Raw genomic sequence first — 26,914 nt, forward strand, 5'->3', positions numbered from 1 at the left:
ATTAAATATTTTCTACCGCTACCAGGTGATTAACTTTTCTAACCATACCTACTATAGCAGGAGTTGCCTCAACTTCCACACTGTGGTTAATTTTACGCAAGCCTAATGCTTCGATCGTCTTTTTTTGGCGCTCACTTCTGTCGATCACGCTTTTAATCTGAGTTATTTTGATTTTGGCCATGACTGATTATCCGTTAAATACTTTACCTAAACTAACGCCACGTTGCTGAGCTACAGTATGTGCATCACGTAATTGTGATAATGCAGATACAGTTGCTTTAACCACGTTGTGCGGATTTGATGAACCTTTTGATTTTGCCAATACGTTGTGGATACCTGCAGACTCTAACACTGCACGCATTGCACCACCAGCAATAACACCGGTACCATTAGCTGCTGGTTTAATAAAAACAAAACCACCGCTAAATTTACCTATTTGCTCATGAGGTACAGTACCGTTAATAATTGGCACTTTTACCAGGTTCTTTTTTGCATCATCAATACCTTTAGCAATTGCTTCAGTAACCTCTTTTGCTTTACCTAAACCGTAACCTACAACACCGTTCTCATCGCCCACTACCACAATGGCACTGAAGCTAAAAGTACGACCACCTTTGGTTACTTTGGCAACACGTTGTATGCTTACCAAGCGGTCTTTTAATTCGATCTCGCTTGTTTTTACTCTTTTTATGTTGATTGTTGACATTTCTCTTTTCGATTAAAAGTTTAAACCACCTTCACGTGCACCTTCGGCCAGTGACTTAACACGACCATGGTACAAATAACCGTTCCTGTCGAAAACCACATCTTTAATACCTGCTGCGATAGCTTTCTGAGCTACCAGTTTGCCTACGGCTACTGATTGATCAGATTTTGTGCCTTCTGCTGCAACAAAGTCTTTTGATAAAGATGATGCTGATACGATAGTTTTACCGGTTAAATCGTCAATGATCTGCGCGTAAATACCTTTATTGCTCCTAAATACTGACAGGCGAGGACGCTCTGTTGATCCTGAAAGGCGTTTTCTGATACCTTTTTTAATCCTGTCTCTTCTTGATAATTTAGCTCCCATGACGATTATTTTTTAGATGCTGATTTACCTGCTTTTCTTCTCAATATCTCGCCTACAAACTTAATACCTTTACCCTTGTAAGGCTCTGGAGTACGTAACGAGCGTATTTTTGCAGCTACTTGTCCAATTAACTGTTTGTCAATTGATTCAAGTATGATAGTTGGGTTTTTACCCTTATCAGCAGTGGTTGTAACTTTAATTTCTTGTGGTAATTCAAATACATAGTGGTGAGAGTAACCCAACACTAAATCTAATGTATTACCTGTATTGGTAGCGCGGTAACCCACACCCACTAATTCCTGTTGTATTTTGTAACCTTCTGTTACACCTACTACCATGTTATTTAACAGTGCACGGTATAAACCATGTAATGCTTTGTGACGTTTTTGATCAGACGGGCGTGTAACCAGTAACTGACCGTCTTCCTGTGCAATGGTGATATCGCTATCAACCGCTTGCTGCAATTCACCTTTAGGGCCTTTTACAGTAACAACATTATCTGCTGATACGGTAACAGTTACTCCCTGTGGCATTGCTATCGGTGCTTTTCCTACTCTTGACATTGCTTAATTTCTCCTATTAATAAACGTAGCATAAAACTTCGCCACCTACATTTTGCTGACGGGCTTCTTTATCAGACATTACGCCTTTTGAAGTCGACAAGATGGCAATACCTAAACCATTTAATACTCTTGGCATTTTTTCCATGCCTGCGTATTTCCTCAAACCTGGTTTACTGATGCGCGTAATGCTACGGATAGCAGAAATTTTAGTTATCGGGTGGTACTTTAAAGCAACTTTAATGCTGCCCTGAGGACCAACTTCTTCAAACTTGTAATTGGCAATGTAACCTTTATCGAAAAGCACCTTAGTGATTTCCTTTTTAAGATTTGATGCAGGAATTTCAACAACCCTATGGTTGGCTTTAATAGCATTCCTTACTCGTGTAAGATAATCTGCGATTGGATCTGTATTCATTTTATTGTGTTATGATGGTGGTTTCCTTCCCGTAACATCCGGGACGACCTGCCATCGGTTAAATTCTCTTTTTTAGCTCAATGCTAAAAGCACAAAGCTTAAAGCCTGTTTAGCTTTATGCTTTATGCCTTGAGCTTTTGCTCTTTTTTACCAGCTAGCTTTCTTTACTCCCGGTATTTTACCTGCCAATGCCATTTCACGGAATGTTACGCGTGAAATACCAAACTGACGCATATAACCACGAGGGCGACCAGTCAATTTACAACGGTTGTGTAATTTTACCGGAGACGACGCTTTAGGCAATTTATCTAAACCAACGAAATCGCCGGCTTCTTTAAGGGCTGCTCTTTTCTCTGCGTATTTTGCAACCAATTTAGCGCGCTTTACTTCACGAGCTTTTACACCTTCTTTAGCCATTGCTATTTTGATTTTTAAATGGTAATCCAAATTGTTTCAACAACTCCAATGCTTCAACATCGTTTGTTGCGGAGGTTACAAAGGTAATATCCATACCTTGGATTTTATTGATTTTGTCAATATTTATCTCAGGGAATATAATTTGCTCTGTTATACCTAAAGTATAGTTACCTCTTCCGTCAAAACCTTTATCGTTGATGCCTTTAAAATCACGGATACGTGGAAGGGCAACAGCAATTAAGCGATCCAAAAACTCATACATTGTGTTGTCACGCAAGGTAACACGTACGCCAACCGGCATATTTTTACGCAATTTAAAGTTTGAGATATCTTTCTTAGATTTTGAAGATACTGCCTGCTGGCCAGTGATAGTTGTTAATTCGGTGATTGTGTTCTCGATAAGTTTTTTATCGGTAGTAGCACCGCCAACACCCTGGTTAATGGCAATCTTTTCCAGTTTAGGAACCTGCATTACGCTTTTGTACTGAAATTTATCTTTCAGTGCAGTACGAATTTCGTCCTTATATTTTGTTTTTAATCTTGGTACGTAAGTCATTACTTAATTTCCTCCCCTGATTTTTTTGCTACCCTTACTAATTTGCCGGCTTCGTTTTTCTTACGGCCAACACGGGTTGTATTACCTGTTTTAGGATCAACCAGCATTAGGTTTGAAATATGTATTGCAGCTTCTTGTTTAACAATTCCGCCGTTAGGATTAGCAGCATTAGGTTTAGTATGTTTTGATACCATATTGGCACCTTCAACAATAGCTCTACCTTTTTCAACTAATACTTCAACAATTTTGCCTTGTGTTCCCTTTGAATCACCGGCTATAACTTTCACTAAATCACCTTTACGGATCTTTAGTTTAGTTGGCTGTGCGTGTTTTTTCTTTTCCATGATTACAATACCTCCGGTGCTAATGATACAATTTTCATAAATTGTTTCTCACGCAGTTCTCTTGCAACCGGGCCAAAGATACGGGTACCTCTTGGCTCGTCCTGGTTATTTAACAAAACAGCTGCGTTATCGTCGAAACGGATGTATGAACCATCTTTTCTGCGGATCTCTTTTTTGGTGCGTACTACTACGGCTTTTGATACAGTACCTTTTTTAACGTTACCTGAAGGTAAAGCGCTTTTTACGGTTACTACTATCTTATCGCCTATAGATGCGTACCTTTTGCCGGTACCACCTAACACACGGATCACTAAAACTTCTTTAGCGCCACTGTTATCGGCTACGTTTAATCTTGATTCCTGTTGTACCATCTTATTTAGCCCTTTCTAAAATTTGAACTAATCTCCAGTTTTTGCTTTTGCTCAGCGGGCGGGTTTCCATAATCAGTACGGTATCGCCTATGCCACAAGTATTAGTCTCATCATGAGCCATAAATTTTGTGGTTTTTTTAACGAACTTACCGTAGATAGGGTGTTTTACTTTACGCTCAACAGCCACAACAATAGATTTCTCCATCTTATTGCTAACCACCAGGCCGGTACGTGTTTTTCTTAAATTTCTTTCCATTTTTCTGAATGCTTAAAAAATTAATTCTTTTCAGAAGCCGACGCCGCTTTGCGCTGTGTTAATTCAGTATTTAACTGAGCAATTCCCTTGCGTACCTTTGTTATACGGGATGGATTCTCAATAGCAGAAACTGCGTGAGCAAATTTCAATTTGGTTAGGGTTGACCTTTCCTCTGCGAGTTTTGCATTCAATTCTTCTGTTGATAGCTCCAAAATTTCTGAGTTTTTCATTTTCTTATTATTTTATTCGTTGTAAAGTTGGAAAGTTGAAATGTTAAAAAGTTCCCTTTTGGGGCGGTTGCTAAATCAATATGGTTTTTCAACCTTTAAACATTACAACCTTTCAACTACTCCGAACAATTATTTATGCTTCTACGTAATCCCTACGTACTATAAATCTTGTTTGTACTGGAAGCTTGGCAGCTGCAAGGCGTAAAGCCTCTTTAGCAACTTCCAAAGGCACTCCTTCGGCTTCAAAGATGATCCTTCCGGGGCGAACTACCGCTACCCAATATTCTGGAGCACCTTTACCTTTACCCATACGTACCTCTGCTGGTTTTTTGGTTACAGGCTTGTCAGGAAAAATCCTGATCCAAACCTGGCCTTCACGTTTCATAAAACGTGTTACAGCGATACGTGCAGCCTCGATCTGGCGGCTGGTAATCCATGCCGCTTCGAGTGATTTTACACCAAAAGATCCGAATGAAAGTTCAGCACCACGAGTGGTTAAACCTTTCATCCTGCCTTTTTGCATCTTTCTGAACTTCGTTCTTTTTGGCTGTAGCATTTTCTTAAGCTTTTATATCGTTACGATATTTTTCTTCTACTTGTAATTATTATCTCTTTGGGCCGCCTGGACGGTTACCACCACCTTGACCACCTGGACGGTTGCCACCTGGACCACCCGGACGGCTACTACCGCCACCACGAGGACCACTGTTGCCACCTGCACCCGGGCCGCCTCTGCGGTCGCCACCAGCACCTGGTTTCCTGTCATTTCTGCGTTCGCCACCACGTTCGCCACCGCGCTCGTTGCCACGTCCACCGAATGCCGGAGCACCATCTGGCCTGCCACCTTTACCGCTGTTGCTGCTTGTACCACCAATGTTTGGAGACAAGTCGCGTTTGCCATAAACTTCACCTTTACAGATCCATACTTTAACACCTATTTTACCATAAGTAGTTAATGCTTCTGCTAATGCGTAGTCAATATCGGCACGGAAAGTGTGCAAAGGAATTCTTCCTTCTTTATATTGTTCGCTACGTGCCATCTCGGCACCGCCTAACCTGCCTGATGTCATGATCTTGATTCCTTCAGCACCCATTCTCATGGTTGAAGCAATTGTAGTTTTCATGGCACGACGGAAAGAGATACGTGCTTCTAATTGTTTTGCGATACCTTCTGCTACTAATTGTGCATCAAGTTCAGGGCGTTTAATTTCAAAGATGTTGATCTGAACTTCCTTCTTGGTAAGTTTTTTCAACTCTTCTTTGATCTTATCAACCTCTGCACCACCTTTACCAATCACAATACCCGGACGGGCAGTGTGGATAGTTACAGTGATACGTTTTAAAGTGCGTTCGATAACTACTTTTGATACACCACCTTTAGCTATACGAGCTGAAAGGTATTTGCGGATCTTTTCGTCTTCAACTAATTTGTCGGCATAGTGATTGCCACCGAACCAATTAGAATCCCATCCTCTGATGATTCCTAACCTGTTACCTATTGGATGTGCTTTCTGTCCCATTTCAAATTAATTATTATCGTTTTTACTATCCACAATCAGTGTTACATGGTTTGAGCGTTTGCGTATGCGGTACCCTCTTCCTTGCGGAGCAGGGCGCAGTCTTTTTAATTGACGGCCACCACCTACTGAAATCTCTTTTACAAATAAGGCGCTATCTTCAACGCGTTTGCCTTCGTTTTTTGCTTCCCAGTTTTTAATAGCTGATAACAAAAGTTTCTCTACACGAATTGCAGCTTCTTTGTTAGTATATTTTAATATGTATAACGCTTTCTCAACGTTTTCACCACGGATCAGGTCAACCACCAAACGCATTTTGCGTGGTGAAGTTGGGCAGTTCTGTAGCTTGGCAACAGAAGCGCCGCCTACCTGGGCTTTCGCAGCTTCTTTTTGCTGTCTGATCAATACAGACTTTTTGATTTTAGTTGTTGCTTCCATGCCTTATTTTTTCTTTTCTGCGTGACCGCGGAATGTGCGGGTTGGAGCAAACTCTCCCAGCTTGTGACCAACCATGTTTTCTGTTACATACACCGGGATAAACTTGTTACCATTGTGTACTGCGAATGTGTGACCAACGAAATCAGGAGAGATCATGGAACGACGTGACCATGTTTTTACAACTGATTTTTTGCTTGATTCATTCAAGGTAAGAACTTTTCTTTCCAGGTTATGATCAATATAAGGTCCTTTTTTAATTGAACGTGCCATTATTTTTTCCTTCTTTCAATGATATAACGATCAGACCCTTTTTTCTTGTCACGTGTTTTGTAGCCTTTAGCTAACAAACCTTTACGTGAACGTGGATGACCACCTGAGGCTCTACCCTCACCACCACCCATAGGGTGATCTACCGGGTTCATGGCAACACCACGAACACGCGGCCTGCGGCCTAACCAACGTTTGCGGCCTGCTTTACCTAACACCGCGTTTGCTCTTTCGCCATTTGAAACGGTACCGATAGTTGCCAAACAAGTTGACAGTATCATACGTGTTTCGCCTGAAGGCAATTTAATAATGGCATATTTACCATCACGTGCTGAAAGCTGAGCGTAAGTACCAGCGCTGCGGGCAATAACACCACCCTGGCCTGGATTTAACTCAATGTTGTGAATGATAGAACCTAACGGGATGTTCTTCAAAGGCATGGTATTACCAACCTCTGGAGTAGCTGTCTCGCCGGCTACAACCATCGTTCCAACTGTTAAGCCTTCCGGAGCGATCATGTATCGTTTTTCACCATCAACAAAATGTAACAGTGCTATACGTGCAGAACGGTTAGGATCATACTCAATAGTTGCAACTTTTGCAGGGATGTCAAATTTATTACGTTTGAAATCAATCAACCTATATGCTTGTTTATGACCACCACCCATGTAGCGCATAGTCATTTTACCGGTATTGTTACGCCCGCCCGATCTTGTGTTGGCTGATTCAACTAACGACTTTTCAGGAACGTTTGTTGTAATATCTGAATTAGATACATCAACTCTGAAACGGGTACCGGGGGTAACCGGTTTAAATCTCTTTACTGCCATCTCTTAATTATATATTGCTGTAAAAATCAATTGTTTGACCGTCATTCAACGTAATGATCGCTTTTTTATACGTAGCAGCACGGCCAGATACGGCGCCTGCCTTAGTATTGCGAGTTTTAAGTTTGCCGACGTATTTCATAGTGTTTACCGCCTTAACGTTAACACCATACATTGCCTCAATGGCGCCTTTAATCTGAATCTTGTTTGCTCTGTGATCAACTTTGAAAGCATAACGGTTAAGTTTCTCGGTTAATTGAGTTACTTTTTCAGTAAGTAGGGGTTTCTTTAAAATTTCCATAATTACTTAGCTAATGCTTCCTCCAAAGTTTTAACAGCGCCTGTAGTTAATAACAGTTTACCAGCGTTTAACACATCATAAGTGTTTAGCTGCTCAACTGAAATTACTTTCGTTTTCTTCAGGTTTCTGCTTGATAAATACACATTGTTGTTTTCAGCTGCTGCTACTACTAATAATGTTTTTTCATTAGTAACATTCAGGTCAGCTTCCATTTTGATGTAAGTTTTAGTTTTGATGTTATCAAAGTTAAAATCTTCCAATACTAAAATGTTGTTATCCTTTGCTTTGTATGATAAAGCCGATTTACGAGCCAGTGATTTAAGTTTCTTGTTTAACTTGAAACTGTAATCGCGTGGTTGCGGACCGAAAACGCGACCACCACCATTAAATAATGGAGATTTAACGCTACCTGCACGGGCACCACCTGTACCTTTTTGTTTATATAATTTGCGGGTTGAACCTGCAATTTCGTTACGCTGTTTTGATTTGTGTGTACCCTGACGCTGATTAGCTAAATACTGCTTAACATCAAGATAGATCGCGTGATCGTTTGGTTCAATACCGAATACCGACTCAGGAAGCTGCACCTTGGCACCTGTTTCTTTACCTGATACGTTTAATACGTTTACTTCCATCTTATTTATCCACTATTACGAATGAACCCTTAGCTCCGGGGATGGAACCTTTAACAACCAACAGATTCTGCTCAGCGTAAACCTTTACAACTTGTAAATTTTGTGTTTTAACACGAACGTTTCCGGTTTGACCCGCCATGCGCATGCCTTTAAATACACGAGACGGCCACGATGACGCACCCAAAGATCCTGGCGCACGTAAACGATTGTGCTGACCGTGAGTTTGCATACCCACACCCGCAAAACCGTGACGTTTTACCACACCCTGAAATCCTTTACCTTTTGAAGTACCAACTACATCAACAAAATCTCCCGCAGCGAAAATCTCTACAGTGATAGTATCACCTAATGATTTTTCGTCCTCGAAAGTTTTGAATTCAACAAGCTTACGCTTTGGAGTTGTACCGGCTTTTTGGAAGTGTCCTTTTAACGGACCAGAAGTGTTTTTTTCCTTTTTGTCGCCATATGCCAGCTGTACAGCAGCATATCCGTCTGATTCAACAGACTTAACTTGTGTTACCACGCAAGGGCCAGCTTCGATTACTGTACAAGGAATGTTTTTCCCTGTTTCATCGAAAATGCTGGTCATTCCTACTTTTTTACCAATAATTCCTGACATTTTCTTAATTTATTTGTGTCCATCGAAGCAGTAGGGCTTCGTTCAAGACATATTATTCCCCCCGAAAGGGACGGCAAAGATAGAAACTTTGTAGTAATAATCAAATAGTTAGTGAGTTATTTTTTTATAAATTTTATATACGTGTTTTAACAGGCGGTTTTGAGTTATTTGATTGGGGATTAAGTGATTCAAATTCGCTTGATTTATTTCCCTGCCACATCATCGCAAAGCGCAAAGTAATCCCCCGATTGACAGGCGGCGTAGGATTTGCCTAAACCAGAATTTTCTGAATTAAGGAATGAACAAAATTTGAAAAAGGCTTGCTTATTAACGTTGCGTATCGGATAAAAAGCGGAGGCCATGAGCGATTCCCCTCTTGAGAGGGGCGGAGGGGTGTGTTGGCCTATTAACAAAATCCTTAATCCTTTTTCCAAAAGTCCATTATCTAATTAATGGCAATGCCTACGGCCCGGGCTGTACGCTTATACTGCACAGGCATTAGCCACGGGCCGGTATTCGCTGCCATCCCTATTGCGGGGGAATTTTCAGAGCAATACTCCACAGTGTACGTCCACCGTTAAATCCTGCGTTATTAATGGATTAATTCCCCCCTATTGCAAGCGTAATTTTCTTTCCCTATATTCATCCATCTAACAATTAAGCAGTTAAACACGATGAAACACATTACCCAAGCGCTTTCTATCATCCTGATCACAACACTGTTATTCGCCTGCAAACAAAAATCAACAGAAAAAACTGCCGTGGACCGCATGGGCAAGGCTAACCGTGAGGATAAAAACGGTTGGATCTACATACACCTTGCGGGCTCCCCTGCCGATATTGGTTACCAGCACGGCTACCTGCTATCAAAGGAGATTGATACCTTAATAAAGGTAATGCAGTACTACCTGCCCTATAGCAGTAAAAAGGATTGGGCGTTTTACCGCAAAGCAGCGGCTGGCTTTTTATGGAAAAAGATAGATAAGGAGTACCAGGACGAGATCCGCGGCATTACGGAGGGATTGCAGGCCAAAGGTTTAAAATACGATACGCTGGATATTACCGCCCTTAATGCCAACATTGAGCTGGCACAATATTATGTACCCACCCTCATGAACAAAGCCAAACCGGGTAGTGGCAACAACAAAGCCCCGGGCAATTGCAGTGCATTTATAGCAACCGGTCGTTATACTAAAGACGGCAAAATTGTGATCGGCCATAATAACTGGACCGATTACATTGTGGGCGAGCGCTGGAATGTTATAGCAGATATTGTACCCCAAAAAGGAAACCATATATTAATGGACACCGCACCCGGATTTATTCACAGTGGCGATGACTTTGTGGTAACAAGCACCGGCATCCTGATCACTGAAACCACCATTACCGGCTTTAACGGTTTTGATACCACCCGCACACCCGAGTTTGTACGTGCCCGTAAAGCTGCACAATACAGTAACAGCATTGATGATGTTATAAAGATCATGAGTACAGATAATAACGGCGGTTATGCTAACGACTGGCTAATAGGCGATACCAAAACCAACGAGGTGGCCAAACTGGAGCTGGGCCTTAAAACTCAAAAAATATGGAGGTCGAAAGACACAGCGATGATCGGCTCCAACTTCCCGGCCGATCCTAACCTGATAAAACAGGAAACTACATTTGATGTAAATGATAAAACAAACTCACCCAACGCCCGTAAGCTAAGGATGGAGAAACTGGTTTGTGTTAATTACAAAGGCAAGCTAGACGTGGAGAACGGAAAGATAATAGAAGGTGATACCTATGATGCACTAAACGGCAAAAACGCTTTTAACCGTTGTGTTATTGATGGTCATATAGACGAAGACCCAAAAGGTTGCCCGGAGTGGAGCGAAGGCCCCTATTTCCCGATGGGTGCAGTACAAGGTAAAGTTACCAATGCCGATCTTGCCGGCAAGATGCAGCTATGGGCACACATGGGCCACCCCGGCGGATCTGACTTCCTGGCCGCCCCTTTCTTTAAAAAGCATCCTGAATATAATTACCAGGCCAAATACCTAAGAGATATGAAAGCATACCCGTGGACATTATTTTCGGCGACAAAGTAACAGTCAAAAAATATCTATTTTTACCTTATGAAGCCTTATTACATTTTATTCGCCGCTCTTTTTGTTAGTCATTTATCGTTAGGCAGCACTATTTTAAAAATTGATACTGTAAAAAAAGATAGTTCCAAAATAGTCTATGCCAGTGTAGAAAAAATCCCCGAATTTCCGGGTGGTATTCCAGCGTTTATCAAGTATCTAAGCAGAAGTGTAAAATATCCCGAGGTTGCAAAATTAATAGGAATTAACGGTAAGGTTAACGTTTCATTTGTAGTAGATGGGGATGGTAAAATTGTAAATATTATGCCCATGAATTGTATTGGTGCAGGATGTGAAGCCGAAGCTGCAGACGTTTTGCAAAATAGCCCCAGATGGAAACCGGGTATACAAAACGGTAAGGCGGTACGTGTTCAATTTTTTGTTCCGATAAGTTTTATTATACCGAAAGCAAACGTAAACATGAAGCAGCTAAAAAAATCTGACTACGGTTTTGTTTTCGACATTAAAGGCACACGTTACACTATTGACGAGGCCGAAAAGATCCTCGGAAAAGAATTCCCATCAGACCAGATCGAAATAGCCGATCCGTTTTACAACAGCGATAACATCGAAAAATTTAAGATGCCTTCCAAAAAGGAAGTTTACTTATTAAAGATGAAATCATAATAAAGCAAAGTTACCATGCAAACCAATCAAGATATGCCAAATGATCCTCTTTACGATGACGAGGAAGATAACCTGCGGATGGAAAATGAATTGATGCGCTTAAAGTTAAAAGCAGAATTAGGCGCAGATTCACAAAGTTCTGGAAATTTAGACCCATTAATTGAGAATGAATTTTTAAAACACGTAATGGCCTTCGAACAAAATTACGCAGGCGCAAAACGCACTAAGGTATTTGATCTGTTAGGCAAGCCAGATTTTAAAAAGGCCGATGAGCTGAGTGATCACCTGGTAGATCTGGCTTTTGAAGAAGTAACCGATTTGTTGGCTCAAAAAAATATTGAGGTAGATTTTATCGCGGCATATGACAACCGCACTAAGTATTCCTTTATCACCGAAGAACTGTTTGACCACGAAACCGATGACTTTAATATTCCGGGGATGGTTACACACTTCACTTACGAAGAGTTTCACCCCAATCATAAATTAGATATCGGGAATAGGGCAGAAGAATTTTTATCCGGATGGTTAGCACAAAAACTTAATGAGCGCAGCTGGTGCATTGCTGATCCTTTTATATTAAAGGGTGACAGAACCGTAAGCAAGGCTGAATTGGTAGAAAAGCTGAATCAAATTTTTAATTCCTACAACGCCTTTACTGATCCTGAATACAAGATTGCTGATATTGGTTTCGAGTTTAACACCGAAACCGGTATGGGCTATGCCGAAGGATATATAAAATACAATGCCATTTTAGAAAGTAATGAAAAGATAGTTATCCATGGCCCTTTTAAGCTATACCTTTCATTTGAACACGAATGGTGGAGCATTTTTCATATAGTATTCCCCGGATTTGAAAATTAAGTTCTGTCCTAAAAAAAATAATTTACATAGTACTATGTTATAAATAGTACTATGTATATATTTGTTCATCATTAAAAATGAACGGATATGAAAAAGCTTTGCCTAACCCTTTTAATTTGTAGCACTTTATTCATAAGCGGCCCCTTGGTGGCACAAGAAAAGCAAGCAGATGCGCTACCCAAAATATACAGGGAAACAGCTGCCAGGATCAATGATTTAGTACACACTAAACTTAATGTAAGCTTCGATTACAAAAAACGCTACCTATATGGCAAGGAATGGGTTACTTTAAAACCGCATTTTTACCCAACCGATACTTTAAGACTGGATGCCAAAGGCATGGACCTGAAAAACATCTCAATTATAAAATACGGTAAAAATGTGCCGCTTAAATTCAGCTATGATAGCCTTACCGTGGCAATTACATTAGATAGGGTTTATCATAACAACGAAAGCTATACCATATACCTCGATTACACCGCAAAGCCCAATGAGTTAAAAACATCCAGGAAGCAGGGAAAAGGATTATACTTTATTAATCCTGACGGAACAGAAAAGGATAAACCCACACAAATATGGACTGAAGGAGAACCCGAAAGTTCATCGGCATGGTTCCCTACTATTGATAAGCCAAATCAAAAAACTACCAGCGAGATCATCATGACCGTTCCGGCCAAATATGTTACCTTATCAAACGGCCGGCTTGCTTCGCAAAAAACAAATACCGACCATACCCGTACTGATACCTGGAAAATGAACCTTCCAAATGCCCCCTATCTATTTATGATGGCCGTTGGCGATTTTTCAATATATAAGGACAGCTGGCATGGCAAAGAAGTAAACTATTACGTTGAACCCAAATACGCCCCTTATGCAAAGGATATTTTCGGCTTTACGCCCGACGCCATTGGATTCTTTTCTAAAATCACCGGCGTAGATTACCCCTGGAACAAATACGCGCAAATTACCGTGCGCGACTATGTGAGCGGCGCGATGGAAAACACCACGGCCATGGTTACCGGCGAGGGGGCACAAGCCACCAAACGTGAATTGATTGACAGGGTACATAATGATTTTGGCGGTGTGCATGAACTGTTTCACCAATGGTTTGGTGATTACGTTACTACCGAAAGCTGGAGCAACCTTACCCTTAATGAATCATTTGCCGACCTTGGCGAAATACTTTGGGCCGAGCACAGGTATGGGCAAGATGCCGCGGACGAACACATACGTGAAGGTCTACAGGGCTACCTTAACAGTCCTCAAAATGCAGCTAAAAACCTGGTACGTTTTTATTATAATGATAAACAGGATGTTTTTGATGGGGTTACTTATCAAAAAGGTGGTCGGATATTAAATATGCTCCGGCACCACCTGGGTAACGATGCTTTTTATAAAGGCTTGAACATTTATCTTACAACAAACGCCTTTAAAAGCGCCGAAGCCCAACAACTCCGGTTGGCAATGGAAGAAGCCAGCGGACTGGATCTGAACTGGTTTTTTAATCAGTGGTATTATGGTGCCGGTCACCCCGAATTGAGTATCAGTTATAAATGGGATGAAACCCGCAAAACCCAAACCGTTTACCTACAGCAAACCCAGCCCGGGCAAACTTTTATTTTACCAATGGCTATTGATATTTATGCAGATGGCAAAAAGGAACGCCACCAGATTTGGATGCGAGAAAAGCTTGATACTTTAGTTTTCCCGGTAACTTCCAAACCACAGCTGGTAAATGTTGATGGCGATAAACTATTGCTTGCCAAAAAAAACGATAATAAAACCCTTGAAGAATACGCTTTTCAATATGCCAGCGCACCGCTATACCTGGATCGTTACGAGGCTATTGACGCGGCAATAGCTGGGCAAAAAAACATTACAGGTCAAAAAATCCTGATAGGAGCTTTGAAAGATAAGTATTACGGTTTGCGGCTTAAAGCTATGCAGGCATTAAATATGGATAATGATACTATCCGTACGGCCGCCTACCCATCGATAGTTGAAATAGCCCAGAAGGATAGTATTAGCTTAACTCGTGCCCAGGCCATAGTATTTTTGGGCAAATTTAAAAAACCCGCCGACCTCGAACTATTAAAACAGGCGCTAAAAAGCGAATCATACGCGGTACAGGGTGCGGCGTTATGGGCAATAAACCAGGCAAACCCGGCAGAAGCAACCAGGCTTGCACCTTTATATGAAAAAGATAACAAAGGAGACCTGTCCGGGGCGATATTTACGGTATATACTGCGAATGCCGGCGATGAAAAATGGGATTACGTATACCATTTTTACATGAGCCGTTTTGAGGAACAAAGGTATAAGCTAAGCGAAAAGTTTGGAAACTACTTAGGCCGCTTAAAAAATCAGGAACACGTGCTGCAGGGGATTGAGGAGATCAAAAAACTGGGAGTTGAATTTAAAAAATATGTGGGACCAAAAGTAATTGGAATACTAACACAGGTTAAAACGAACCGGGCCGGATTAAATGACGCGGCATCGGTAAAAGTTGTTGACGATGCCATAGCGGAGATTAATAAAGCGAAGTAAAAGGAGTTATTGATATGATCAAAACTCCCAATTCCGAAATAAAATTTACTCCATCATTAACCGCCTGATCAGCTCAGCGCTTTGTGCTTTGCCCTCTTCCAGCCTGTGGCTGAAAAAGGATTGTACTTCGTTAAAGTGTTTCTTATAGCCTTCCATATCGCCGTACCCAATAATAGCCGACCATTCCCTTACTGCCGAGTGAAACTCCAAATCATCACCGCGGATGGTTTTATCATATAGTGCGGTTTCGATGGATTCCTCTAATAAGTCCTCGTTCTTGAACAGGTATTCGGCAATACCCAACCGGAGGCGAAAAGGCGGTGTTTGGCAAATAAGGTTATCATAGGGGTTTACTCCTAAGTGGTACCAGGCATCAACCATACTTAATATACTCAGGTGCGAGTTGGGCTTTTGCAGTTCGGGCTTTTGTGATAGCGAGAACTCTTTCATCACCACATCATTCAGCATAATTGGTTTTCGGCTTTCGTGGAAAACAAAATCGCGGGCACGGTACAGCCGCTCCCTAAAAGTTTGGGCCTCCTCCTTGATCATCAGCTTAAATAATTCCGATTCGGATTCTGAATAGCGTTTTACCTGCTGCCGGGCATAGGGGTTTAATATGGCAAGCCCCGCGTACACGTGCGCTTTATAACTGAAGATGCGTAGAGTGGTCAATATCTTCACATTGTCAATACCGCCAATATAAGATGCATTTTCCCAGGGGAAAAAGCCGGCGGCCTTCCACGCGGTTCCCATACTCTCAAAACCTACATGAGTTACGGCCTGGGTATCGGCCACAATTTTATCGTGTTCGTGGTAATCAGCAATCTCCACTATATCGCTGCCAATGGAGGTGAACAAATCAACCATCCGCTGGTAGGCATCTGGTTTACACCGATGCGGTATCAGGATAAGCGTTTGCCCTTTAGGTTCAAAACCCGGCCCGTGCATGGCATGAAAGGTAATGATCTGCACATCGGGGGGCAGATATTTTTCAAATATGGCTATCTCTGGGTGCTTTACAGATGTTTGCCCGGCCACAATAGCCCCGTATTTGGTTAAAGGACCACACTCCGCCACTACCTGCTCCAACCTGTCGGCTTCAACAGAATAAATAACGAGGTCGTTGGTGCGGGATACATCGCCGGCCCTATCTATAATAGTAATGCCAAAGGGTGTAAGTTCCTCTTCCAGCTTATTACGATTTTCGGGCAAATCGCACCCACAAACCGTGTAACCGGCTTTTGCAAAAGCCTTTGCGTATAAACGCCCCATATCGCCCAAACCAATGATGCCTATATTCATGCCGCTAATATAACTATGAGTAGCAAAATTCCGTATGAAAGCTTACATTAGCGATCAGAAAGCTCAGGATAATATAATTAAAACCATTAAAATCCTGTTTTGTTAATAAACTGATACCTATTTTACATGATGAACAAGCATTTTATATTCCGTATCTCTGTTTTAATAGTAATTATTTTAGGCATCAGCCATATGGGTTTTGCCCAGGATACTGTTAAAAAAACTGCCGCTAAGCTGCCGGCGGCAAAACCGGTTTTTATAAAACCTGCAGTAAAATATAACGCCGCCGCTCCTGCTGGTGCAAAGCCCGTTACTGCATATCAACCAAATTATGCTAAGCCCCGCGAAACGGCTGCCGATTCGGCACTGGCAAAGGACAAAAGCCTGAATGGCCAATATCAATACCTGCTTAGTAAACTGTTCCATTACCAGCAGCCTTTGGTTTCTGCCTTATGGAAAAACATGCATGATACGTTAACAATAGAACGCCGTAAGCTTAAAGAGGCCCAAACCAAACTCGCCACGCAAACGCAGGATATAGCCACGCTTAAAACCGATGTAACAACCAAAGATCAAACCCTTTCTGAATCAAATGCCAAACGCGATGAAATAAAACTTTTAGGCATAAGCTTTACTAAAGCCACTTATAACTTAGTTATGTGGGGCCTGGTTATTGTTTTCGGTTTGGCTGCCGCCATTGTAATAGCCCGTTCGGGTGCACATAGCCGCGAAGCTAAATACCGCATTAAGTTGTATAACGAGCTTGATGAAGAATACAAAACCTACAAAGCAAAAGCCAACGAAAAGGAAAAGAAACTTGCCCGTGAGCTGCAAACCGAGCGCAACAAACTTGACGAATTGTTAGGTAGAGGTTAGGGGATTCGGATTTATATTATTGCGTATCAAAAGAGCATTTAGCCATATCTTTATTGTTGCGGTAAATTACTATTTGCTGATGCTGGCTATCGGTATTATTTTAATGTTTTTTACTGTATTTGGCACCCTGTACAATGTATGGGAAATTCTGTTTGTAAATATTATAGCCCTTATTGTCTGCATTATCTATGAAATTAAAAGAACGGTTCTTAAACAACAAACTATTGGTGAATTGATTATCGGAAATGATAATAAGACCGATATTCTGTTTCAGAATAGGCAGTTTGCTATAACCCGAATCCCGCTATTTATTTTGCTTTTAATTACGCTGATAATAAATGAAAGTTTAATAGCAGGGCTTGCTGAAAGCATAAAGTTTGGTATAATAGATATTCTTTATAACGGGCTGGTATTTGTTTGTATATTTTTTGGTTTTAAAAATTTCTTTTTAAGACCCGATTGGCTTCCACTCGTTTTGATATGTGGAGGCGTATTTTTAGCAGGCTTCATTTTTAAAACACGGCAAAGTATACTGCTATTTAACATCGACTACATGATGGCAATCATTTGGTTATTGGTTGGCATATTCTATAAATCAAAAAGTGTATACACCCCTGATAACCCACATGAATAACACCGAACTTTTAACCCTCATAACCCAACTGCGCTCTGTGGCCGATGTTGGTTTGCTTTACGCCAAAAACGAATATGATATTGAGCGCTACAACGAGTTACAACATATCAGCATTAAAATGCTGGATAATGTTACCGGTTGGGGCGCTGAAGATATTAAACTGAACTTTCCGATGCCATCCGATTATCCTACCGTTAAGGTAGATGTACGCGGGATACTGCTCAATGCGGAGAACAAAATATTGCTGGCAAAGGAAAGCGCGGATGGCAAATGGTCATTACCGGGTGGATGGGCAGATATTGGTTATACCGCGAAGGAAGTGATCATCAAAGAATTTGAGGAGGAAACCGGACTTACTGTAGTTCCTGAACGATTGCTTGCTGTATTCGATAAAAAGATGCACCCTCATCCCCCACAGCCATTTTATGTTTATAAGATAGTGTTTTACTGTAAAGCACTTTCAAGCACCCTTAATAAGGGCTTTGATGTGCTTGAGGTGGCATATTTCGATATAAATACCCTCCCGGACCTGTCTGAAGACAGAATCCTTAAAAGCCAGATTGAATTACTATACCAGAAGATAGTAACAGGAGATTTGACTGCGGAAGTGGATTAATGTAACTTATATCATTGAAGGTACACAGAGATTGTAAAAAACTTTTTGTCATCCTGAACGCAGTGAAGGATCTATTATTCGCTATGCATGTTCGCCCTGTATAGTCTACGAATAGATACTTCACTGCGTTCAGCATGACAAACCTTTTAAAACATTTTTACCTTTTAGGACCTCGCAACTACATATTTACTGCAAACTCACCGGTGCCGCCCCTAACTTTGGCAAAGCCTTTTTATTAGCGGGCAAGGCCTGGTATTTTTTGTAAGCATCATTAATGTACGCTGTCATTGATGGGGCATTATTGTTTTTGAGGAAAGCATAGCTTGGCCTGTATATCGACATGAAGTTCTCCAGCTCCGCGCCGCGTAGCGGCACTACACTTTTCACATAGTCAACATTAAAGGCTTCATCTACCTGCCTCTCTTCTTCTTCATGCTGAAAATATCTTTTTAACCGCCGCGCATCCTTACCCTCTTTACTGAACCAGGTGGATGGCGACATTACCGAAACCCTGCTTTTGGTATAAACTTCCGGATATTCTTTATGTGGATCAAAAGCCTCGCGGGTGGCCGTTACGTTAACCTGCCTCAATGATATAGTTTGCGATACCATCTCCACGCGTTTGGGCCGCAAATCTGTAACATATAATGTATCGGATACAAAACCTGGTGAATTGAATATTAGTGTATGACCCGTTAGGGTACGAATGCTGAAATTACCGTTATTATCTGTTATAGTGATCTGCTTGTTATTAACGTCCTTCACAAAAACATTAGCCAGTTTCTCGCTCTTACTTTTTTCGTACACCGTTCCTTTGAGTACATCCTGTGCATGCACAGTTGCGGTAATAAAAAGAAAGGCTACACATATAATACTCGTTACTTTCATAGAAGTGGATTTAAGCTGTAAATTAAACCTATTTTTTGTGTGAATGGTTTTCAATTTAACATATTTACCTTTTTGTAGTGTATAAATTACAAAAGGGTGAGGCAGGAGTTGAAATAACATGGAAAAAATACCGGTTCATTACAGCTGTAAAACACCAATTACATTTGTAATCTTTCCCAAATATATGATTTAGACTATTAGGTTATTTTTGGGTAAATTTGATTACAAAATACGAAGATGGATACATTGCTGATTGAAGTAACTAATCAACACGCATACAATTTGCTTAAAGAACTTGAAAAATTGCATTTGATTAAGGTGCTTAAAAACACTTCCTCTCCTAAACAAAAGCTATCTGACAAATTTGCCGGCAAGTTACCAGCTCCCGATGCTGCAAAACTTCAGGAGCATATAAAGCAAAGTCGTAAAGAATGGAATTAAAGATTTCAAAAAAATCGGTGGCTTAAAAATCATTAATCCCTGGACCATAGCGGCCACTAAATAAAAAACATCTAATCGGGCATCCATATATCGAACGATGCCATAAAAAAACCGCTCCATTGTTCATGAAGCGGTGAAATTGGCAATATATAATAAGTTTTGTCCCGGTAATGGTTGGGGAGTGGTTAATACCTGTTTACTTTAAAATCAGATATGCCACCACTCATATGGATATATATTTTGTTTTTTGCTGCATCAAAGCCTGCAGTTTCATAAGTGTTATTATTCTTTTTATCAAACCCTTCAAACTCGTTAGACGACAAGCCGGTGTTGGCATTTATGCTGCAAGCCGCGTTCTTAGGCACACTTATGGTAACTTCGGATACCCCGGTTGCAACTTCAACATTGGTGGTTTCTAACGGGGCACCCAGTTTTACACCAAATGATGCTGCACCGCCTTTTAAAGTTACACTTTTAATTTTAAATTTTGATAAATCAAAGTCCAGTTTTGTTGCACCAGTTTCCACATAAATATCCCAGATAGGATTTGGATTAAGCCTGATGTTAGCCAGGTTTGATTTATTGTCGTTAGAGTCAAAATGCCATCCTTTGTTATTTTTCATCTTCAGGTTTAATACATAAACCGAATCATCCTTGCTGGTATTAAACTCATACTTACCATAAAACTCCTTTGTTTCGGCCTTAAACAGTTGGCTCGTGGTATCGTTAAGTGTATAAGTGGTACCGCCACCACTGATGTTAAGGCGGGCCAGTTTGGCATCTGGGGTATATTCTTTATTAAATATACTGCTGCCTTCAATTTTCACAACGCCGTGGTCGGTACTGGTGCTGTCGCTATCATTGTCGCCATCACCATTATCATCGTTGTTGTTTCCATCGAAATGAACAAAATCACCCGGCCAAAAATTATACCGATCGCCAAAGCGGCCAAAAAGCAATAGTGCAAAACCGGCAATTACCACGCTAAGTTTTAAAATTGTTGCCAGTGGCGATTTATTACCTGCAAACACCAGGTTTACCCCGCCTATAATCAAAAATATAGGCCACAGGTGTAATATATTTATCCAATGGAAATCAATAATATCAAAATTGTGGAGCAGAAATATGGCTCCTATACATACCAGGATAGTACCCGGGATTAGTTTATCGCTCTTCATGATCTTATATAGTTGGAGGGGTGTCTGTAAAATTGTCGTCTTTTTTCTCTTCAGTGTTCAGAGATTCGTCAGTTGCTTTAACTTCCGGCCCCTTATTGGCATTTTGAAAATCTGTTTCCCATGGTTGCTTTTTTTGACCAGATACAATGACTGCCAAACCAACCACTATTAAAATAGCCGGCCATAATTTAGCAACGTGCCAAAAGTAAAAAACATGCAGCTCATGAAGCAGGAATGATGCGCCAAAGAATATCAGTATGCATCCAAAAATAACGCCTGCGGTTGATGATGATTTCCGGGGAGGCACAGCTTCAAATGGGTTATATTGTTGCTCTGGCGGTACCCTGTAATCAACATTGGGGTTATATTGCTGTTCTGGTGGCACCCTGTAATCAACATTGGGGTTATAAAAATTGATCCCTTTTTTTGGTAGCACTATCCATAGCACAACGTAGGCCATAAGCCCGGTGCCCATAAATATAAATGTGAGTAAAAACAAGGCCCTGATAATAGCAACATCCATATCAAAGTATTCGGCCAGCCCGGCGCAAACACCGCCTATTTTCTTCCGGTATTCATCCCGGTAAAGTTCCTTTTCCATAATTTTATTTTAAATCGTTCAAGTTTGGGTTTGTTTGATGATATAAAAGTACAGCGGACAGCTAAAAACACCTATACAATATAGGTTAGCAGGGGCAACAAGTCGGTGAATTGCCGGGTTTTGGCGGTGAAACTCCCCGGTGAAAAAGCGCCATCTATGAGCTATTACCAAATGCCGGGTATTTACAGTTTTTATATCTGCCCCGGCGCGGGTTTAATGATTATCTCATCAACATTAGCCCCCGCACTCATCCTGTATATATTGATGATTGCCGATGCGATGTCTTCTGGTAAAACCATTGTGTTTTTATCAACAACTGCATCCTTCCATGAATCCGTTAACGTCGATCCCGGAATTATCGCGGTCACCTTTACACCATGCTCCTGCATTTCAAGCCTCATTACCTTGGTTAGACCTAACAGCGCATATTTTGTTACGCTATACGTACCTGCCTGTGCAATAGGGTTTAACGATGCTACCGAGCATATATTAAAAAAGTGTCCCTTGCGTGCGGCTATCATGGTTTTACCAAAAAAACGATATAGCTCATAGGTAGGCATAAGGTTGGTATTCAACTCCTTTTGAAAAGTATCATCAGCATCATCAAGTATGCTTGATGGAATGAACATGCCCAAATTATTCACAACTACATCAATAAAACCAAGGTCCTGCTGCGCGGCAGCGGCAAAATCAAGCAGCTGGCTTTTATTGCTGCCATCGGCTACCTTAGCTAAAACCTTAATATTGGGATTAACCCCCAGCAGCTCGTCCTTAAATTCCAATAATTCTTTTTCATTTCTGGAACAAATGGCTACGTTTAATCCTTCATTAGCAAAAGCTATGGCAATGGCACGGCCCATGCCTTTTGTGGAACCGGTAATAAGGGCGTTTTTCATCATAATAATGTTCTTTAATTGTTCTTTAATTTAAATACCCGGACTATAATAAGGGTGATTTTTTATTTTATACCTGTTGAAGCTTTACTATGCTAAATTACGTAAGCTAAAATAATGGCTGGTAAAAAGCCCCTATTTTAGGCAATTAAACAATAGCGAATGGTAAGCTAAATTTAAAAATGTAATTTTATCCAATTTTTAATACATAACAATGATTCAAAGTTTAGGCAGATATATCCTCTTACTACGATTAAGTTTCCGTAAGCCCGAAAAATTCACCGTGTACTGGGCCGAGGTAATGCGCGAAATGGTTTCAGCCGGTATTGGCTCATTAGGCATTATCATGATTATTTCTCTTTTTATTGGTGCAGCAGTAACCATTCAAACCGCTTTCCAGTTGGTAAGTCCACTAATTGCAAAATCGGTAGTCGGTGGTATTACCCGGGATAGTATGGTTCTTGAATTTAGCCCTACCATTTCATCTTTGGTACTTGCAGGCCGGGTTGGCTCAAGTATGGCATCACAAATAGGCACCATGCGGGTAACCGAGCAAATTGATGCTTTGGAGATCATGGGCGTAAATGCGCCAGGCTATTTGATATCACCTAAAGTAATTGCCGGTGTAAGCATGTTCCCGCTGCTGGTAATTGTTTCTGTGTTATTAGGATTTATGGGTGGATACATTGCCTGTTTTTCTTCAAGTGAAGTGACCACTGATGATTTCATGATCGGCCTGTCTGATGGTTTTAACTCAGTTATCATTACTGTATGTATGGTTAAAGCGGTTGTGTTTGGTTTCATCATCACTACCATTTGCAGCTACCAGGGCTTTTATACCAAGGGCGGCGCCCTTGAAGTAGGCCAGGCGGCAACCCGCGGTGTGGTTTATAGCTGTGTAATGATTTTATTGTTCGATTTAATAATTTCCCGCCTATTTTTATGATAGAAATCAAAAACATCCATAAAACATTTGGCGAACACGAAGTTCTTTCTGGTATAAGCGCAAATTTTAAACCCGGTGTCAATAACCTCATCATCGGTGGGTCCGGATCAGGTAAAACAACCTTATTAAAATGCATTGTAGGTTTGCATGAACCTACCGAAGGAGATGTGCTTTTTAATGGTGAAAATTTTACCGATATGGGCTTTGAGGAACGGGTTCCGATCCGCACCCATATTGGGATGCTATTCCAAAACTCGGCCCTGTTTGATAGTATGACAGTGGAGGAAAACATCATGTTCCCGCTAAACCTGTTCACTAACCAAAGCAAAGCCGAAAAACGTGAAAGGGCCAACTTTTGCCTCGAAAGGGTTAACCTGGCAGGTAAAAATAAACTGTACCCATCTGAGCTTTCTGGTGGTATGAAAAAGCGTGTGGGCATAGCAAGGGCTATATCTATGCAACCAAAATATTTGTTTGTTGATGAGCCAAACTCCGGCCTTGATCCAATGACATCTATCCTGATTGATGACCTGATAAGTGAACTTACCGAAGAATACCAGATCACTACGGTTGTGGTTACACATGATATGAATTCGGTAATGGGGATAGGCGATCATATTTTGTTCCTGCACCAGGGCAAAAAATGGTGGGAAGGCAGTAACAAAGAAATTGCCCACACCGATAATAAGGAGCTTAACGACTTTGTATTTGCCAGCAAGTTCATGAGAGCGGCTAAAGCCAAACTATAATAGTATCAAGTAGTTAGTATCAAGTATCAAGATTTTTGATCGGCGCGACAATGAGATATAAGACCTCGACACTCCTAAAAAATACTAATTTTACGCCACACAAGTGCAGCTGTCTTGATACTTGATACTAACTACTTGATACCTATATAATAAACATGCACAATTTCAAGGAGTTAAAAGTATGGAAAGCTGGCATTGAGGTATCTAAAACCACTTTTCAATTGTGCAGGACATTTCCGTCCGAAGAAAAGTATGGATTAATTTCTCAAATGGTTCTTGCAGCCATTTCAATCCCATCCAATATTGCAGAAGGGTGTGGAAGAAAGTCGAATAAAGAATTACATCAATTTTTAAACATTGCTTTGGGATCCTCCTTTGAGTTGGAAACCCAGTTTATTATCGCCAAAGAGTTTAATTATATAACCACCGAAACATTAGATAGAGTTTGCATACAGATCAACGACATTCAAAAGATGATCTACGGATTGCAAAAAAGCCTCACTAATTAGTATCAAGTCGCAAGAGTTTTTTGGGGATAGTATAAAGTCGCAATTTCAAGGTTTTGATCGAATTGATTATAAGGCAATTGGATTAGCAAATCTTTTATCCAAAAAAAGATACTAAATTTGCGCCACACAAGTGCAGCTGTCTTGATACTTGATACTAACTACTTGATACTAAAAAATGATTCAACTATTAACCCCGACGCACTGGAAAGATTACGAGCTGATTGATTGCGGCGATTTTGAAAAGCTTGAGCGTTTTGGCAATACCGTACTGATACGCCCCGAGCCGCAGGCAGTTTGGAGCAAAAGCCTCCCCCCTTCTGAATGGCAGCGCCTGCACCATATTAAATTTAAAGGCCGCTCTGCTACTGCGGGCGACTGGATAAAAAAAGATCCTAAAACTCCCGACCGCTGGCACATTGAATATAAAAACAATGATGCTGCCATTAAATTCCGTTTGGGCTTAACTTCCTTTAAACATTTGGGGATATTCCCGGAGCAGGCGGTAAACTGGGATTACATTACCCAGAATATAAAACGTTTTAAAACACCACAGCCAAAAGTGCTTAATCTTTTTGCTTACACTGGCGGGGCATCATTAATTGCGCAAGCTGCCGGTGCCGATACCACACACGTGGATTCAATTAAACAGGTGGTTACCTGGGCAAACGAAAACCAGGAAATCTCGGGCTTAAGCAATATCCGCTGGGTGGTTGAGGATGCACTTAAGTTTGTAAAGCGCGAATTGAAACGTGGCAAAAAGTACAATGGCATTATCCTTGACCCACCAGCTTATGGCAATGGGCCAAATGGCGAAAAATGGAAGCTGGAAGATAATATCAACGAGATGATGGCCGATGTGATTCAACTGTTGGATCCTGAGGAACATTTCCTGATCCTGAACACCTATTCGCTTGGCTTTTCATCGGTAATAATAGAAAATCTGATTAAAAGCGCACACCCAAAAGTAGAAAACCTGGAGATTGGTGAACTTTATTTACAAGCCACAGCGGGTTCTAAATTACCACTGGGCGTTTTTGGAAAGTTTTATAAAGTTAAAAGTAATTAATTTTCAATATCTATATTTGCGGCAAACTAAACCAGCTTTAGTTTCTTTATAAGTTGCTGAAAATTAGTTTAATTTACATTACATCTTACACACACATCTGCCATTTACCGAACGTCGAAACATGAAATTAAAAAACGTCCTATTATCTGCCACCATCGTCTTATCATCCATTATAGTACTACCCGGTTGCTCGCAAAGCGACGGCGCAGGCAAAAAAGAAGATAAGAAACCAGCTACTGCTAAAGATTCGGCCAAAGCCGAAGAAGCGGATACGCTCAGCGTAAAAAAGTCAGATTATCCGCCTTTAGATAAGGCAAAGTATGATACTTTGTTAAAATTTAATGCTCATGGCGATACTTCTGGCAGATGGCCGGTTAAAAATACCCCATACCCTAATGGCGGTGCAATTTTGCCCTTCAAACGTGTAGTTGCTTTTTATGGCAATCTTTACTCCAAAAAAATGGGTATTTTGGGCGAGTTGCCACCTAAAGAAATGCTTGCCAAATTAAAGGGCGAAGTTAAACATTGGGAAAAGGCCGATCCTAAAACACCTGTACAGCCAGCCCTGCATTACATCGCTGTAGTAGCACAAGGCGACGGTGGTAAAGACGGTAAATACCGTTATCGCATGCCATTTAAGCAGATAGACAGTGTATTGGTTTTAGCAAAAAAAGCACATGCTATTGTATTTTTAGATGTGCAGGTGGCTTTAAGCAACATACAGGCTGAGTTACCATTATTTGAAAAATATTTATCAATGCCACAGGTTCATTTTGGTATGGATCCTGAGTTTTCGATGAAAGACGGAAGCAAACCAGGCCGAAAGATAGGTACCTATGATGCTGCAGATATTAACTATGTATCAGACTACCTGGCTAAAATTGTAAAGAAAAACGGCATACCTCCAAAAATCCTTATCGTACACCGTTTCACTAAAAAAATGGTAACCAATTACAAAAACATCAAGCTGCATAAAGAAGTGCAGTTGGTTATGGATATGGATGGCTGGGGCGAACCAGATCTTAAAACAGGAACTTACCGCTACTTTATTAACCAGGAGCCAGTTCAGTTTACAGGATTTAAATTGTTCTACAAAAACGACATCAAAAAAGCCCCTCACCACATGCTAACACCAGAGGAGGTTTTATCAAGATACAAACCGTACCCTATTTACATTCAGTACCAATAAGCAGGTCACTACAAGTAGCCTGGGTTAAAAG

General features: G+C 40.9%; 37 protein-coding genes. 13 read left to right on the plus strand and 24 right to left on the minus strand.

Annotation, left to right across the window (positions count from 1 at the left end):
- Position 1: 1 nt before the first annotated feature.
- The 19 genes from rpmD to rplC form a co-directional block, all read right to left on the minus strand.
- Complete coding sequence (gene rpmD / locus Q0R88_RS15365; protein ID WP_183556590.1) at positions 2–181, minus strand: 50S ribosomal protein L30; 180 nt, start codon at positions 179–181, stop codon at positions 2–4.
- Between the two features lie 6 nt (positions 182–187).
- Positions 188–706 (minus strand): 30S ribosomal protein S5, encoded by a 519-nt coding sequence (gene rpsE / locus Q0R88_RS15370; protein WP_295717627.1) that lies wholly within the window; start codon positions 704–706, stop codon positions 188–190.
- A gap of 12 nt (positions 707–718) precedes the next feature.
- Positions 719–1,072 (minus strand): 50S ribosomal protein L18, encoded by a 354-nt coding sequence (gene rplR, locus Q0R88_RS15375; protein ID WP_295717628.1) that lies wholly within the window; start codon positions 1,070–1,072, stop codon positions 719–721.
- A 5-nt stretch (positions 1,073–1,077) separates the two neighbouring features.
- Positions 1,078–1,635 (minus strand): 50S ribosomal protein L6, encoded by a 558-nt coding sequence (rplF, locus tag Q0R88_RS15380; RefSeq protein ID WP_295717630.1) that lies wholly within the window; start codon positions 1,633–1,635, stop codon positions 1,078–1,080.
- 16 nt (positions 1,636–1,651) lie between these two features.
- A complete protein-coding gene (gene rpsH, locus Q0R88_RS15385; RefSeq protein ID WP_295717631.1) occupies positions 1,652–2,050 on the minus strand; it encodes a 30S ribosomal protein S8 in 399 nt (132 codons plus the stop codon).
- Positions 2,051–2,197: 147 nt separating this feature from the next.
- Positions 2,198–2,467: a 30S ribosomal protein S14 gene (gene rpsN, locus Q0R88_RS15390; RefSeq protein ID WP_295717634.1), complete on the minus strand. Its 270-nt coding sequence runs from the start codon at positions 2,465–2,467 to the stop codon at positions 2,198–2,200.
- Positions 2,460–3,023, minus strand: coding sequence for a 50S ribosomal protein L5 (gene rplE / locus Q0R88_RS15395; RefSeq protein WP_090643407.1), 564 nt, complete (start codon positions 3,021–3,023; stop codon positions 2,460–2,462). The genes rpsN and rplE overlap by 8 nt, the downstream gene beginning before the upstream one ends.
- Positions 3,023–3,367, minus strand: coding sequence for a 50S ribosomal protein L24 (gene rplX, locus Q0R88_RS15400; protein WP_295717638.1), 345 nt, complete (start codon positions 3,365–3,367; stop codon positions 3,023–3,025). The genes rplE and rplX overlap by 1 nt, the downstream gene beginning before the upstream one ends.
- 2 nt (positions 3,368–3,369) lie before the next feature.
- Positions 3,370–3,738 (minus strand): 50S ribosomal protein L14, encoded by a 369-nt coding sequence (gene rplN, locus Q0R88_RS15405; protein WP_073405786.1) that lies wholly within the window; start codon positions 3,736–3,738, stop codon positions 3,370–3,372.
- 1 nt (position 3,739) lies between these two features.
- Complete coding sequence (gene rpsQ / locus Q0R88_RS15410) at positions 3,740–3,994, minus strand: 30S ribosomal protein S17 (RefSeq protein WP_008506277.1); 255 nt, start codon at positions 3,992–3,994, stop codon at positions 3,740–3,742.
- A 20-nt stretch (positions 3,995–4,014) separates the two neighbouring features.
- Positions 4,015–4,224, minus strand: a complete 210-nt coding sequence (gene rpmC, locus Q0R88_RS15415) for a 50S ribosomal protein L29 (RefSeq protein WP_295717647.1) — start codon at positions 4,222–4,224, stop codon at positions 4,015–4,017.
- Positions 4,225–4,357: 133 nt separating this feature from the next.
- Positions 4,358–4,780: a 50S ribosomal protein L16 gene (gene rplP, locus Q0R88_RS15420; RefSeq protein WP_295717649.1), complete on the minus strand. Its 423-nt coding sequence runs from the start codon at positions 4,778–4,780 to the stop codon at positions 4,358–4,360.
- Between the two features lie 49 nt (positions 4,781–4,829).
- Positions 4,830–5,744: a 30S ribosomal protein S3 gene (rpsC, locus tag Q0R88_RS15425; RefSeq protein ID WP_295717651.1), complete on the minus strand. Its 915-nt coding sequence runs from the start codon at positions 5,742–5,744 to the stop codon at positions 4,830–4,832.
- A gap of 6 nt (positions 5,745–5,750) precedes the next feature.
- Positions 5,751–6,179 (minus strand): 50S ribosomal protein L22, encoded by a 429-nt coding sequence (gene rplV, locus Q0R88_RS15430; protein ID WP_295717653.1) that lies wholly within the window; start codon positions 6,177–6,179, stop codon positions 5,751–5,753.
- Between the two features lie 3 nt (positions 6,180–6,182).
- The gene (gene rpsS, locus Q0R88_RS15435; protein WP_076377419.1) at positions 6,183–6,449 is read right to left on the minus strand and encodes a 30S ribosomal protein S19; all 267 of its coding nucleotides are present in this window, start codon (positions 6,447–6,449) and stop codon (positions 6,183–6,185) included.
- Positions 6,449–7,276, minus strand: a complete 828-nt coding sequence (rplB, locus tag Q0R88_RS15440; RefSeq protein ID WP_295717657.1) for a 50S ribosomal protein L2 — start codon at positions 7,274–7,276, stop codon at positions 6,449–6,451. Before rplB ends, rpsS begins: the two co-directional genes overlap by 1 nt.
- 7 nt (positions 7,277–7,283) lie before the next feature.
- Positions 7,284–7,574 (minus strand): 50S ribosomal protein L23, encoded by a 291-nt coding sequence (gene rplW, locus Q0R88_RS15445; RefSeq protein WP_090643376.1) that lies wholly within the window; start codon positions 7,572–7,574, stop codon positions 7,284–7,286.
- Positions 7,575–7,576: 2 nt separating this feature from the next.
- Positions 7,577–8,209 carry a 50S ribosomal protein L4 gene (gene rplD / locus Q0R88_RS15450; protein ID WP_295717661.1) on the minus strand — a complete coding sequence of 211 codons (633 nt, stop codon included), beginning with the start codon at positions 8,207–8,209 and terminating at the stop codon, positions 7,577–7,579.
- Between the two features lies 1 nt (position 8,210).
- Positions 8,211–8,828 carry a 50S ribosomal protein L3 gene (rplC, locus tag Q0R88_RS15455; protein WP_295717663.1) on the minus strand — a complete coding sequence of 206 codons (618 nt, stop codon included), beginning with the start codon at positions 8,826–8,828 and terminating at the stop codon, positions 8,211–8,213.
- A 674-nt stretch (positions 8,829–9,502) separates the two neighbouring features.
- Between rplC and Q0R88_RS15460 the strand changes: the two genes are divergently transcribed.
- The 4 genes from Q0R88_RS15460 (at position 9,503) to Q0R88_RS15475 (ending at position 14,992) form a co-directional block, all read left to right on the plus strand.
- The gene (locus Q0R88_RS15460; RefSeq protein WP_295717665.1) at positions 9,503–10,921 is read left to right on the plus strand and encodes a C45 family peptidase; all 1,419 of its coding nucleotides are present in this window, start codon (positions 9,503–9,505) and stop codon (positions 10,919–10,921) included.
- Between the two features lie 27 nt (positions 10,922–10,948).
- Entirely contained in the window at positions 10,949–11,584 is a 636-nt protein-coding gene (locus Q0R88_RS15465; RefSeq protein WP_295717668.1) for an energy transducer TonB, read from the plus strand.
- A gap of 15 nt (positions 11,585–11,599) precedes the next feature.
- On the plus strand, positions 11,600–12,445 hold the full coding sequence (locus tag Q0R88_RS15470) for a hypothetical protein (RefSeq protein ID WP_295717670.1): 846 nt from the start codon (positions 11,600–11,602) through the stop codon (positions 12,443–12,445).
- An 87-nt stretch (positions 12,446–12,532) separates the two neighbouring features.
- On the plus strand, positions 12,533–14,992 hold the full coding sequence (locus Q0R88_RS15475) for a M1 family aminopeptidase (protein WP_295717673.1): 2,460 nt from the start codon (positions 12,533–12,535) through the stop codon (positions 14,990–14,992).
- 45 nt (positions 14,993–15,037) lie between these two features.
- Here the strand turns inward: Q0R88_RS15475 and Q0R88_RS15480 are convergent, their stop codons facing one another.
- Positions 15,038–16,297, minus strand: a complete 1,260-nt coding sequence (locus Q0R88_RS15480; RefSeq protein WP_295717675.1) for a prephenate dehydrogenase — start codon at positions 16,295–16,297, stop codon at positions 15,038–15,040.
- Positions 16,298–16,423: 126 nt separating this feature from the next.
- On the opposite strand from Q0R88_RS15480, the gene Q0R88_RS15485 reads away from it, so the two are divergent.
- From Q0R88_RS15485 to Q0R88_RS15495, 3 genes are read left to right on the plus strand one after another with little or no spacing between them, the layout of a single operon-like run.
- The gene (locus Q0R88_RS15485) at positions 16,424–17,173 is read left to right on the plus strand and encodes a hypothetical protein (RefSeq protein WP_295717677.1); all 750 of its coding nucleotides are present in this window, start codon (positions 16,424–16,426) and stop codon (positions 17,171–17,173) included.
- Between the two features lie 19 nt (positions 17,174–17,192).
- Entirely contained in the window at positions 17,193–17,807 is a 615-nt protein-coding gene (locus tag Q0R88_RS15490; protein WP_295717680.1) for a hypothetical protein, read from the plus strand.
- Complete coding sequence (locus Q0R88_RS15495) at positions 17,800–18,423, plus strand: NUDIX hydrolase (protein ID WP_295717683.1); 624 nt, start codon at positions 17,800–17,802, stop codon at positions 18,421–18,423. Before Q0R88_RS15490 ends, Q0R88_RS15495 begins: the two co-directional genes overlap by 8 nt.
- Positions 18,424–18,609: 186 nt before the next feature.
- On the opposite strand, the gene Q0R88_RS15500 is transcribed toward Q0R88_RS15495, so the two are convergent.
- Entirely contained in the window at positions 18,610–19,311 is a 702-nt protein-coding gene (locus Q0R88_RS15500; protein WP_295717685.1) for a carboxypeptidase-like regulatory domain-containing protein, read from the minus strand.
- Between the two features lie 237 nt (positions 19,312–19,548).
- On the opposite strand from Q0R88_RS15500, the gene Q0R88_RS15505 reads away from it, so the two are divergent.
- Positions 19,549–19,752, plus strand: coding sequence for a hypothetical protein (locus tag Q0R88_RS15505; RefSeq protein ID WP_295717688.1), 204 nt, complete (start codon positions 19,549–19,551; stop codon positions 19,750–19,752).
- 185 nt (positions 19,753–19,937) lie between these two features.
- Here Q0R88_RS15505 and Q0R88_RS15510 read toward each other — a convergent pair whose 3' ends face one another.
- The 3 genes from Q0R88_RS15510 to Q0R88_RS15520 all read right to left on the minus strand — a co-directional run bounded on the left by Q0R88_RS15510 (position 19,938) and on the right by Q0R88_RS15520 (position 22,430).
- A complete protein-coding gene (locus Q0R88_RS15510) occupies positions 19,938–20,930 on the minus strand; it encodes a DUF5668 domain-containing protein (protein WP_295717691.1) in 993 nt (330 codons plus the stop codon).
- A 4-nt stretch (positions 20,931–20,934) separates the two neighbouring features.
- Complete coding sequence (locus Q0R88_RS15515) at positions 20,935–21,531, minus strand: PspC domain-containing protein (protein ID WP_295717693.1); 597 nt, start codon at positions 21,529–21,531, stop codon at positions 20,935–20,937.
- Positions 21,532–21,722: 191 nt separating this feature from the next.
- Positions 21,723–22,430: an SDR family oxidoreductase gene (locus Q0R88_RS15520; RefSeq protein WP_295717695.1), complete on the minus strand. Its 708-nt coding sequence runs from the start codon at positions 22,428–22,430 to the stop codon at positions 21,723–21,725.
- A gap of 208 nt (positions 22,431–22,638) precedes the next feature.
- Between Q0R88_RS15520 and Q0R88_RS15525 the strand changes: the two genes are divergently transcribed.
- The 5 genes from Q0R88_RS15525 to Q0R88_RS15545 all read left to right on the plus strand — a co-directional run bounded on the left by Q0R88_RS15525 (position 22,639) and on the right by Q0R88_RS15545 (position 26,883).
- Entirely contained in the window at positions 22,639–23,370 is a 732-nt protein-coding gene (locus tag Q0R88_RS15525) for an ABC transporter permease (protein WP_295717696.1), read from the plus strand.
- Positions 23,367–24,119, plus strand: a complete 753-nt coding sequence (locus Q0R88_RS15530; RefSeq protein ID WP_295717698.1) for an ATP-binding cassette domain-containing protein — start codon at positions 23,367–23,369, stop codon at positions 24,117–24,119. Before Q0R88_RS15525 ends, Q0R88_RS15530 begins: the two co-directional genes overlap by 4 nt.
- A 155-nt stretch (positions 24,120–24,274) precedes the next feature.
- The gene (locus tag Q0R88_RS15535) at positions 24,275–24,628 is read left to right on the plus strand and encodes a four helix bundle protein (protein ID WP_295717700.1); all 354 of its coding nucleotides are present in this window, start codon (positions 24,275–24,277) and stop codon (positions 24,626–24,628) included.
- 175 nt (positions 24,629–24,803) lie between these two features.
- Positions 24,804–25,694: a class I SAM-dependent methyltransferase gene (locus Q0R88_RS15540; protein WP_295717701.1), complete on the plus strand. Its 891-nt coding sequence runs from the start codon at positions 24,804–24,806 to the stop codon at positions 25,692–25,694.
- A 121-nt stretch (positions 25,695–25,815) separates the two neighbouring features.
- Entirely contained in the window at positions 25,816–26,883 is a 1,068-nt protein-coding gene (locus tag Q0R88_RS15545; RefSeq protein ID WP_295717703.1) for a hypothetical protein, read from the plus strand.
- Positions 26,884–26,914: the final 31 nt, after the last annotated feature.

This window comes from Mucilaginibacter sp. (assembly GCF_025362475.1).
GTDB lineage: Bacteria > Bacteroidota > Bacteroidia > Sphingobacteriales > Sphingobacteriaceae > Mucilaginibacter.

Coding starts and splice junctions, on each gene's coding strand:
- Q0R88_RS15505 (WP_295717688.1), top strand. CDS start 19,549: ATGGATACATTGCTGATTGAAGTAACTAATCAACACGCATACAATTTG.
- Q0R88_RS15530 (WP_295717698.1), top strand. CDS start 23,367: ATGATAGAAATCAAAAACATCCATAAAACATTTGGCGAACACGAAGTT.
- Q0R88_RS15545 (WP_295717703.1), top strand. CDS start 25,816: ATGAAATTAAAAAACGTCCTATTATCTGCCACCATCGTCTTATCATCC.
- rplX (WP_295717638.1), bottom strand. CDS start 3,367: ATGGAAAAGAAAAAACACGCACAGCCAACTAAACTAAAGATCCGTAAA.
- Q0R88_RS15525 (WP_295717696.1), top strand. CDS start 22,639: ATGATTCAAAGTTTAGGCAGATATATCCTCTTACTACGATTAAGTTTC.
- rplN (WP_073405786.1), bottom strand. CDS start 3,738: ATGGTACAACAGGAATCAAGATTAAACGTAGCCGATAACAGTGGCGCT.
- Q0R88_RS15515 (WP_295717693.1), bottom strand. CDS start 21,531: ATGGAAAAGGAACTTTACCGGGATGAATACCGGAAGAAAATAGGCGGT.
- rplR (WP_295717628.1), bottom strand. CDS start 1,072: ATGGGAGCTAAATTATCAAGAAGAGACAGGATTAAAAAAGGTATCAGA.
- rpsH (WP_295717631.1), bottom strand. CDS start 2,050: ATGAATACAGATCCAATCGCAGATTATCTTACACGAGTAAGGAATGCT.
- rpmC (WP_295717647.1), bottom strand. CDS start 4,224: ATGAAAAACTCAGAAATTTTGGAGCTATCAACAGAAGAATTGAATGCA.
- Q0R88_RS15460 (WP_295717665.1), top strand. CDS start 9,503: ATGAAACACATTACCCAAGCGCTTTCTATCATCCTGATCACAACACTG.
- rplC (WP_295717663.1), bottom strand. CDS start 8,828: ATGTCAGGAATTATTGGTAAAAAAGTAGGAATGACCAGCATTTTCGAT.
- Q0R88_RS15465 (WP_295717668.1), top strand. CDS start 10,949: ATGAAGCCTTATTACATTTTATTCGCCGCTCTTTTTGTTAGTCATTTA.
- rpsS (WP_076377419.1), bottom strand. CDS start 6,449: ATGGCACGTTCAATTAAAAAAGGACCTTATATTGATCATAACCTGGAA.
- Q0R88_RS15500 (WP_295717685.1), bottom strand. CDS start 19,311: ATGAAAGTAACGAGTATTATATGTGTAGCCTTTCTTTTTATTACCGCA.
- Q0R88_RS15540 (WP_295717701.1), top strand. CDS start 24,804: ATGATTCAACTATTAACCCCGACGCACTGGAAAGATTACGAGCTGATT.
- rplP (WP_295717649.1), bottom strand. CDS start 4,780: ATGCTACAGCCAAAAAGAACGAAGTTCAGAAAGATGCAAAAAGGCAGG.
- Q0R88_RS15535 (WP_295717700.1), top strand. CDS start 24,275: ATGCACAATTTCAAGGAGTTAAAAGTATGGAAAGCTGGCATTGAGGTA.
- rpsC (WP_295717651.1), bottom strand. CDS start 5,744: ATGGGACAGAAAGCACATCCAATAGGTAACAGGTTAGGAATCATCAGA.
- rpsQ (WP_008506277.1), bottom strand. CDS start 3,994: ATGGAAAGAAATTTAAGAAAAACACGTACCGGCCTGGTGGTTAGCAAT.
- Q0R88_RS15480 (WP_295717675.1), bottom strand. CDS start 16,297: ATGAATATAGGCATCATTGGTTTGGGCGATATGGGGCGTTTATACGCA.
- Q0R88_RS15510 (WP_295717691.1), bottom strand. CDS start 20,930: ATGAAGAGCGATAAACTAATCCCGGGTACTATCCTGGTATGTATAGGA.
- Q0R88_RS15485 (WP_295717677.1), top strand. CDS start 16,424: ATGATGAACAAGCATTTTATATTCCGTATCTCTGTTTTAATAGTAATT.
- rplW (WP_090643376.1), bottom strand. CDS start 7,574: ATGGAAATTTTAAAGAAACCCCTACTTACTGAAAAAGTAACTCAATTA.
- rpmD (WP_183556590.1), bottom strand. CDS start 181: ATGGCCAAAATCAAAATAACTCAGATTAAAAGCGTGATCGACAGAAGT.
- Q0R88_RS15475 (WP_295717673.1), top strand. CDS start 12,533: ATGAAAAAGCTTTGCCTAACCCTTTTAATTTGTAGCACTTTATTCATA.
- Q0R88_RS15520 (WP_295717695.1), bottom strand. CDS start 22,430: ATGATGAAAAACGCCCTTATTACCGGTTCCACAAAAGGCATGGGCCGT.
- Q0R88_RS15470 (WP_295717670.1), top strand. CDS start 11,600: ATGCAAACCAATCAAGATATGCCAAATGATCCTCTTTACGATGACGAG.
- rplB (WP_295717657.1), bottom strand. CDS start 7,276: ATGGCAGTAAAGAGATTTAAACCGGTTACCCCCGGTACCCGTTTCAGA.
- rplV (WP_295717653.1), bottom strand. CDS start 6,179: ATGGAAGCAACAACTAAAATCAAAAAGTCTGTATTGATCAGACAGCAA.
- rpsN (WP_295717634.1), bottom strand. CDS start 2,467: ATGGCTAAAGAAGGTGTAAAAGCTCGTGAAGTAAAGCGCGCTAAATTG.
- rplE (WP_090643407.1), bottom strand. CDS start 3,023: ATGACTTACGTACCAAGATTAAAAACAAAATATAAGGACGAAATTCGT.
- Q0R88_RS15495 (WP_295717683.1), top strand. CDS start 17,800: ATGAATAACACCGAACTTTTAACCCTCATAACCCAACTGCGCTCTGTG.
- rpsE (WP_295717627.1), bottom strand. CDS start 706: ATGTCAACAATCAACATAAAAAGAGTAAAAACAAGCGAGATCGAATTA.
- rplF (WP_295717630.1), bottom strand. CDS start 1,635: ATGTCAAGAGTAGGAAAAGCACCGATAGCAATGCCACAGGGAGTAACT.
- rplD (WP_295717661.1), bottom strand. CDS start 8,209: ATGGAAGTAAACGTATTAAACGTATCAGGTAAAGAAACAGGTGCCAAG.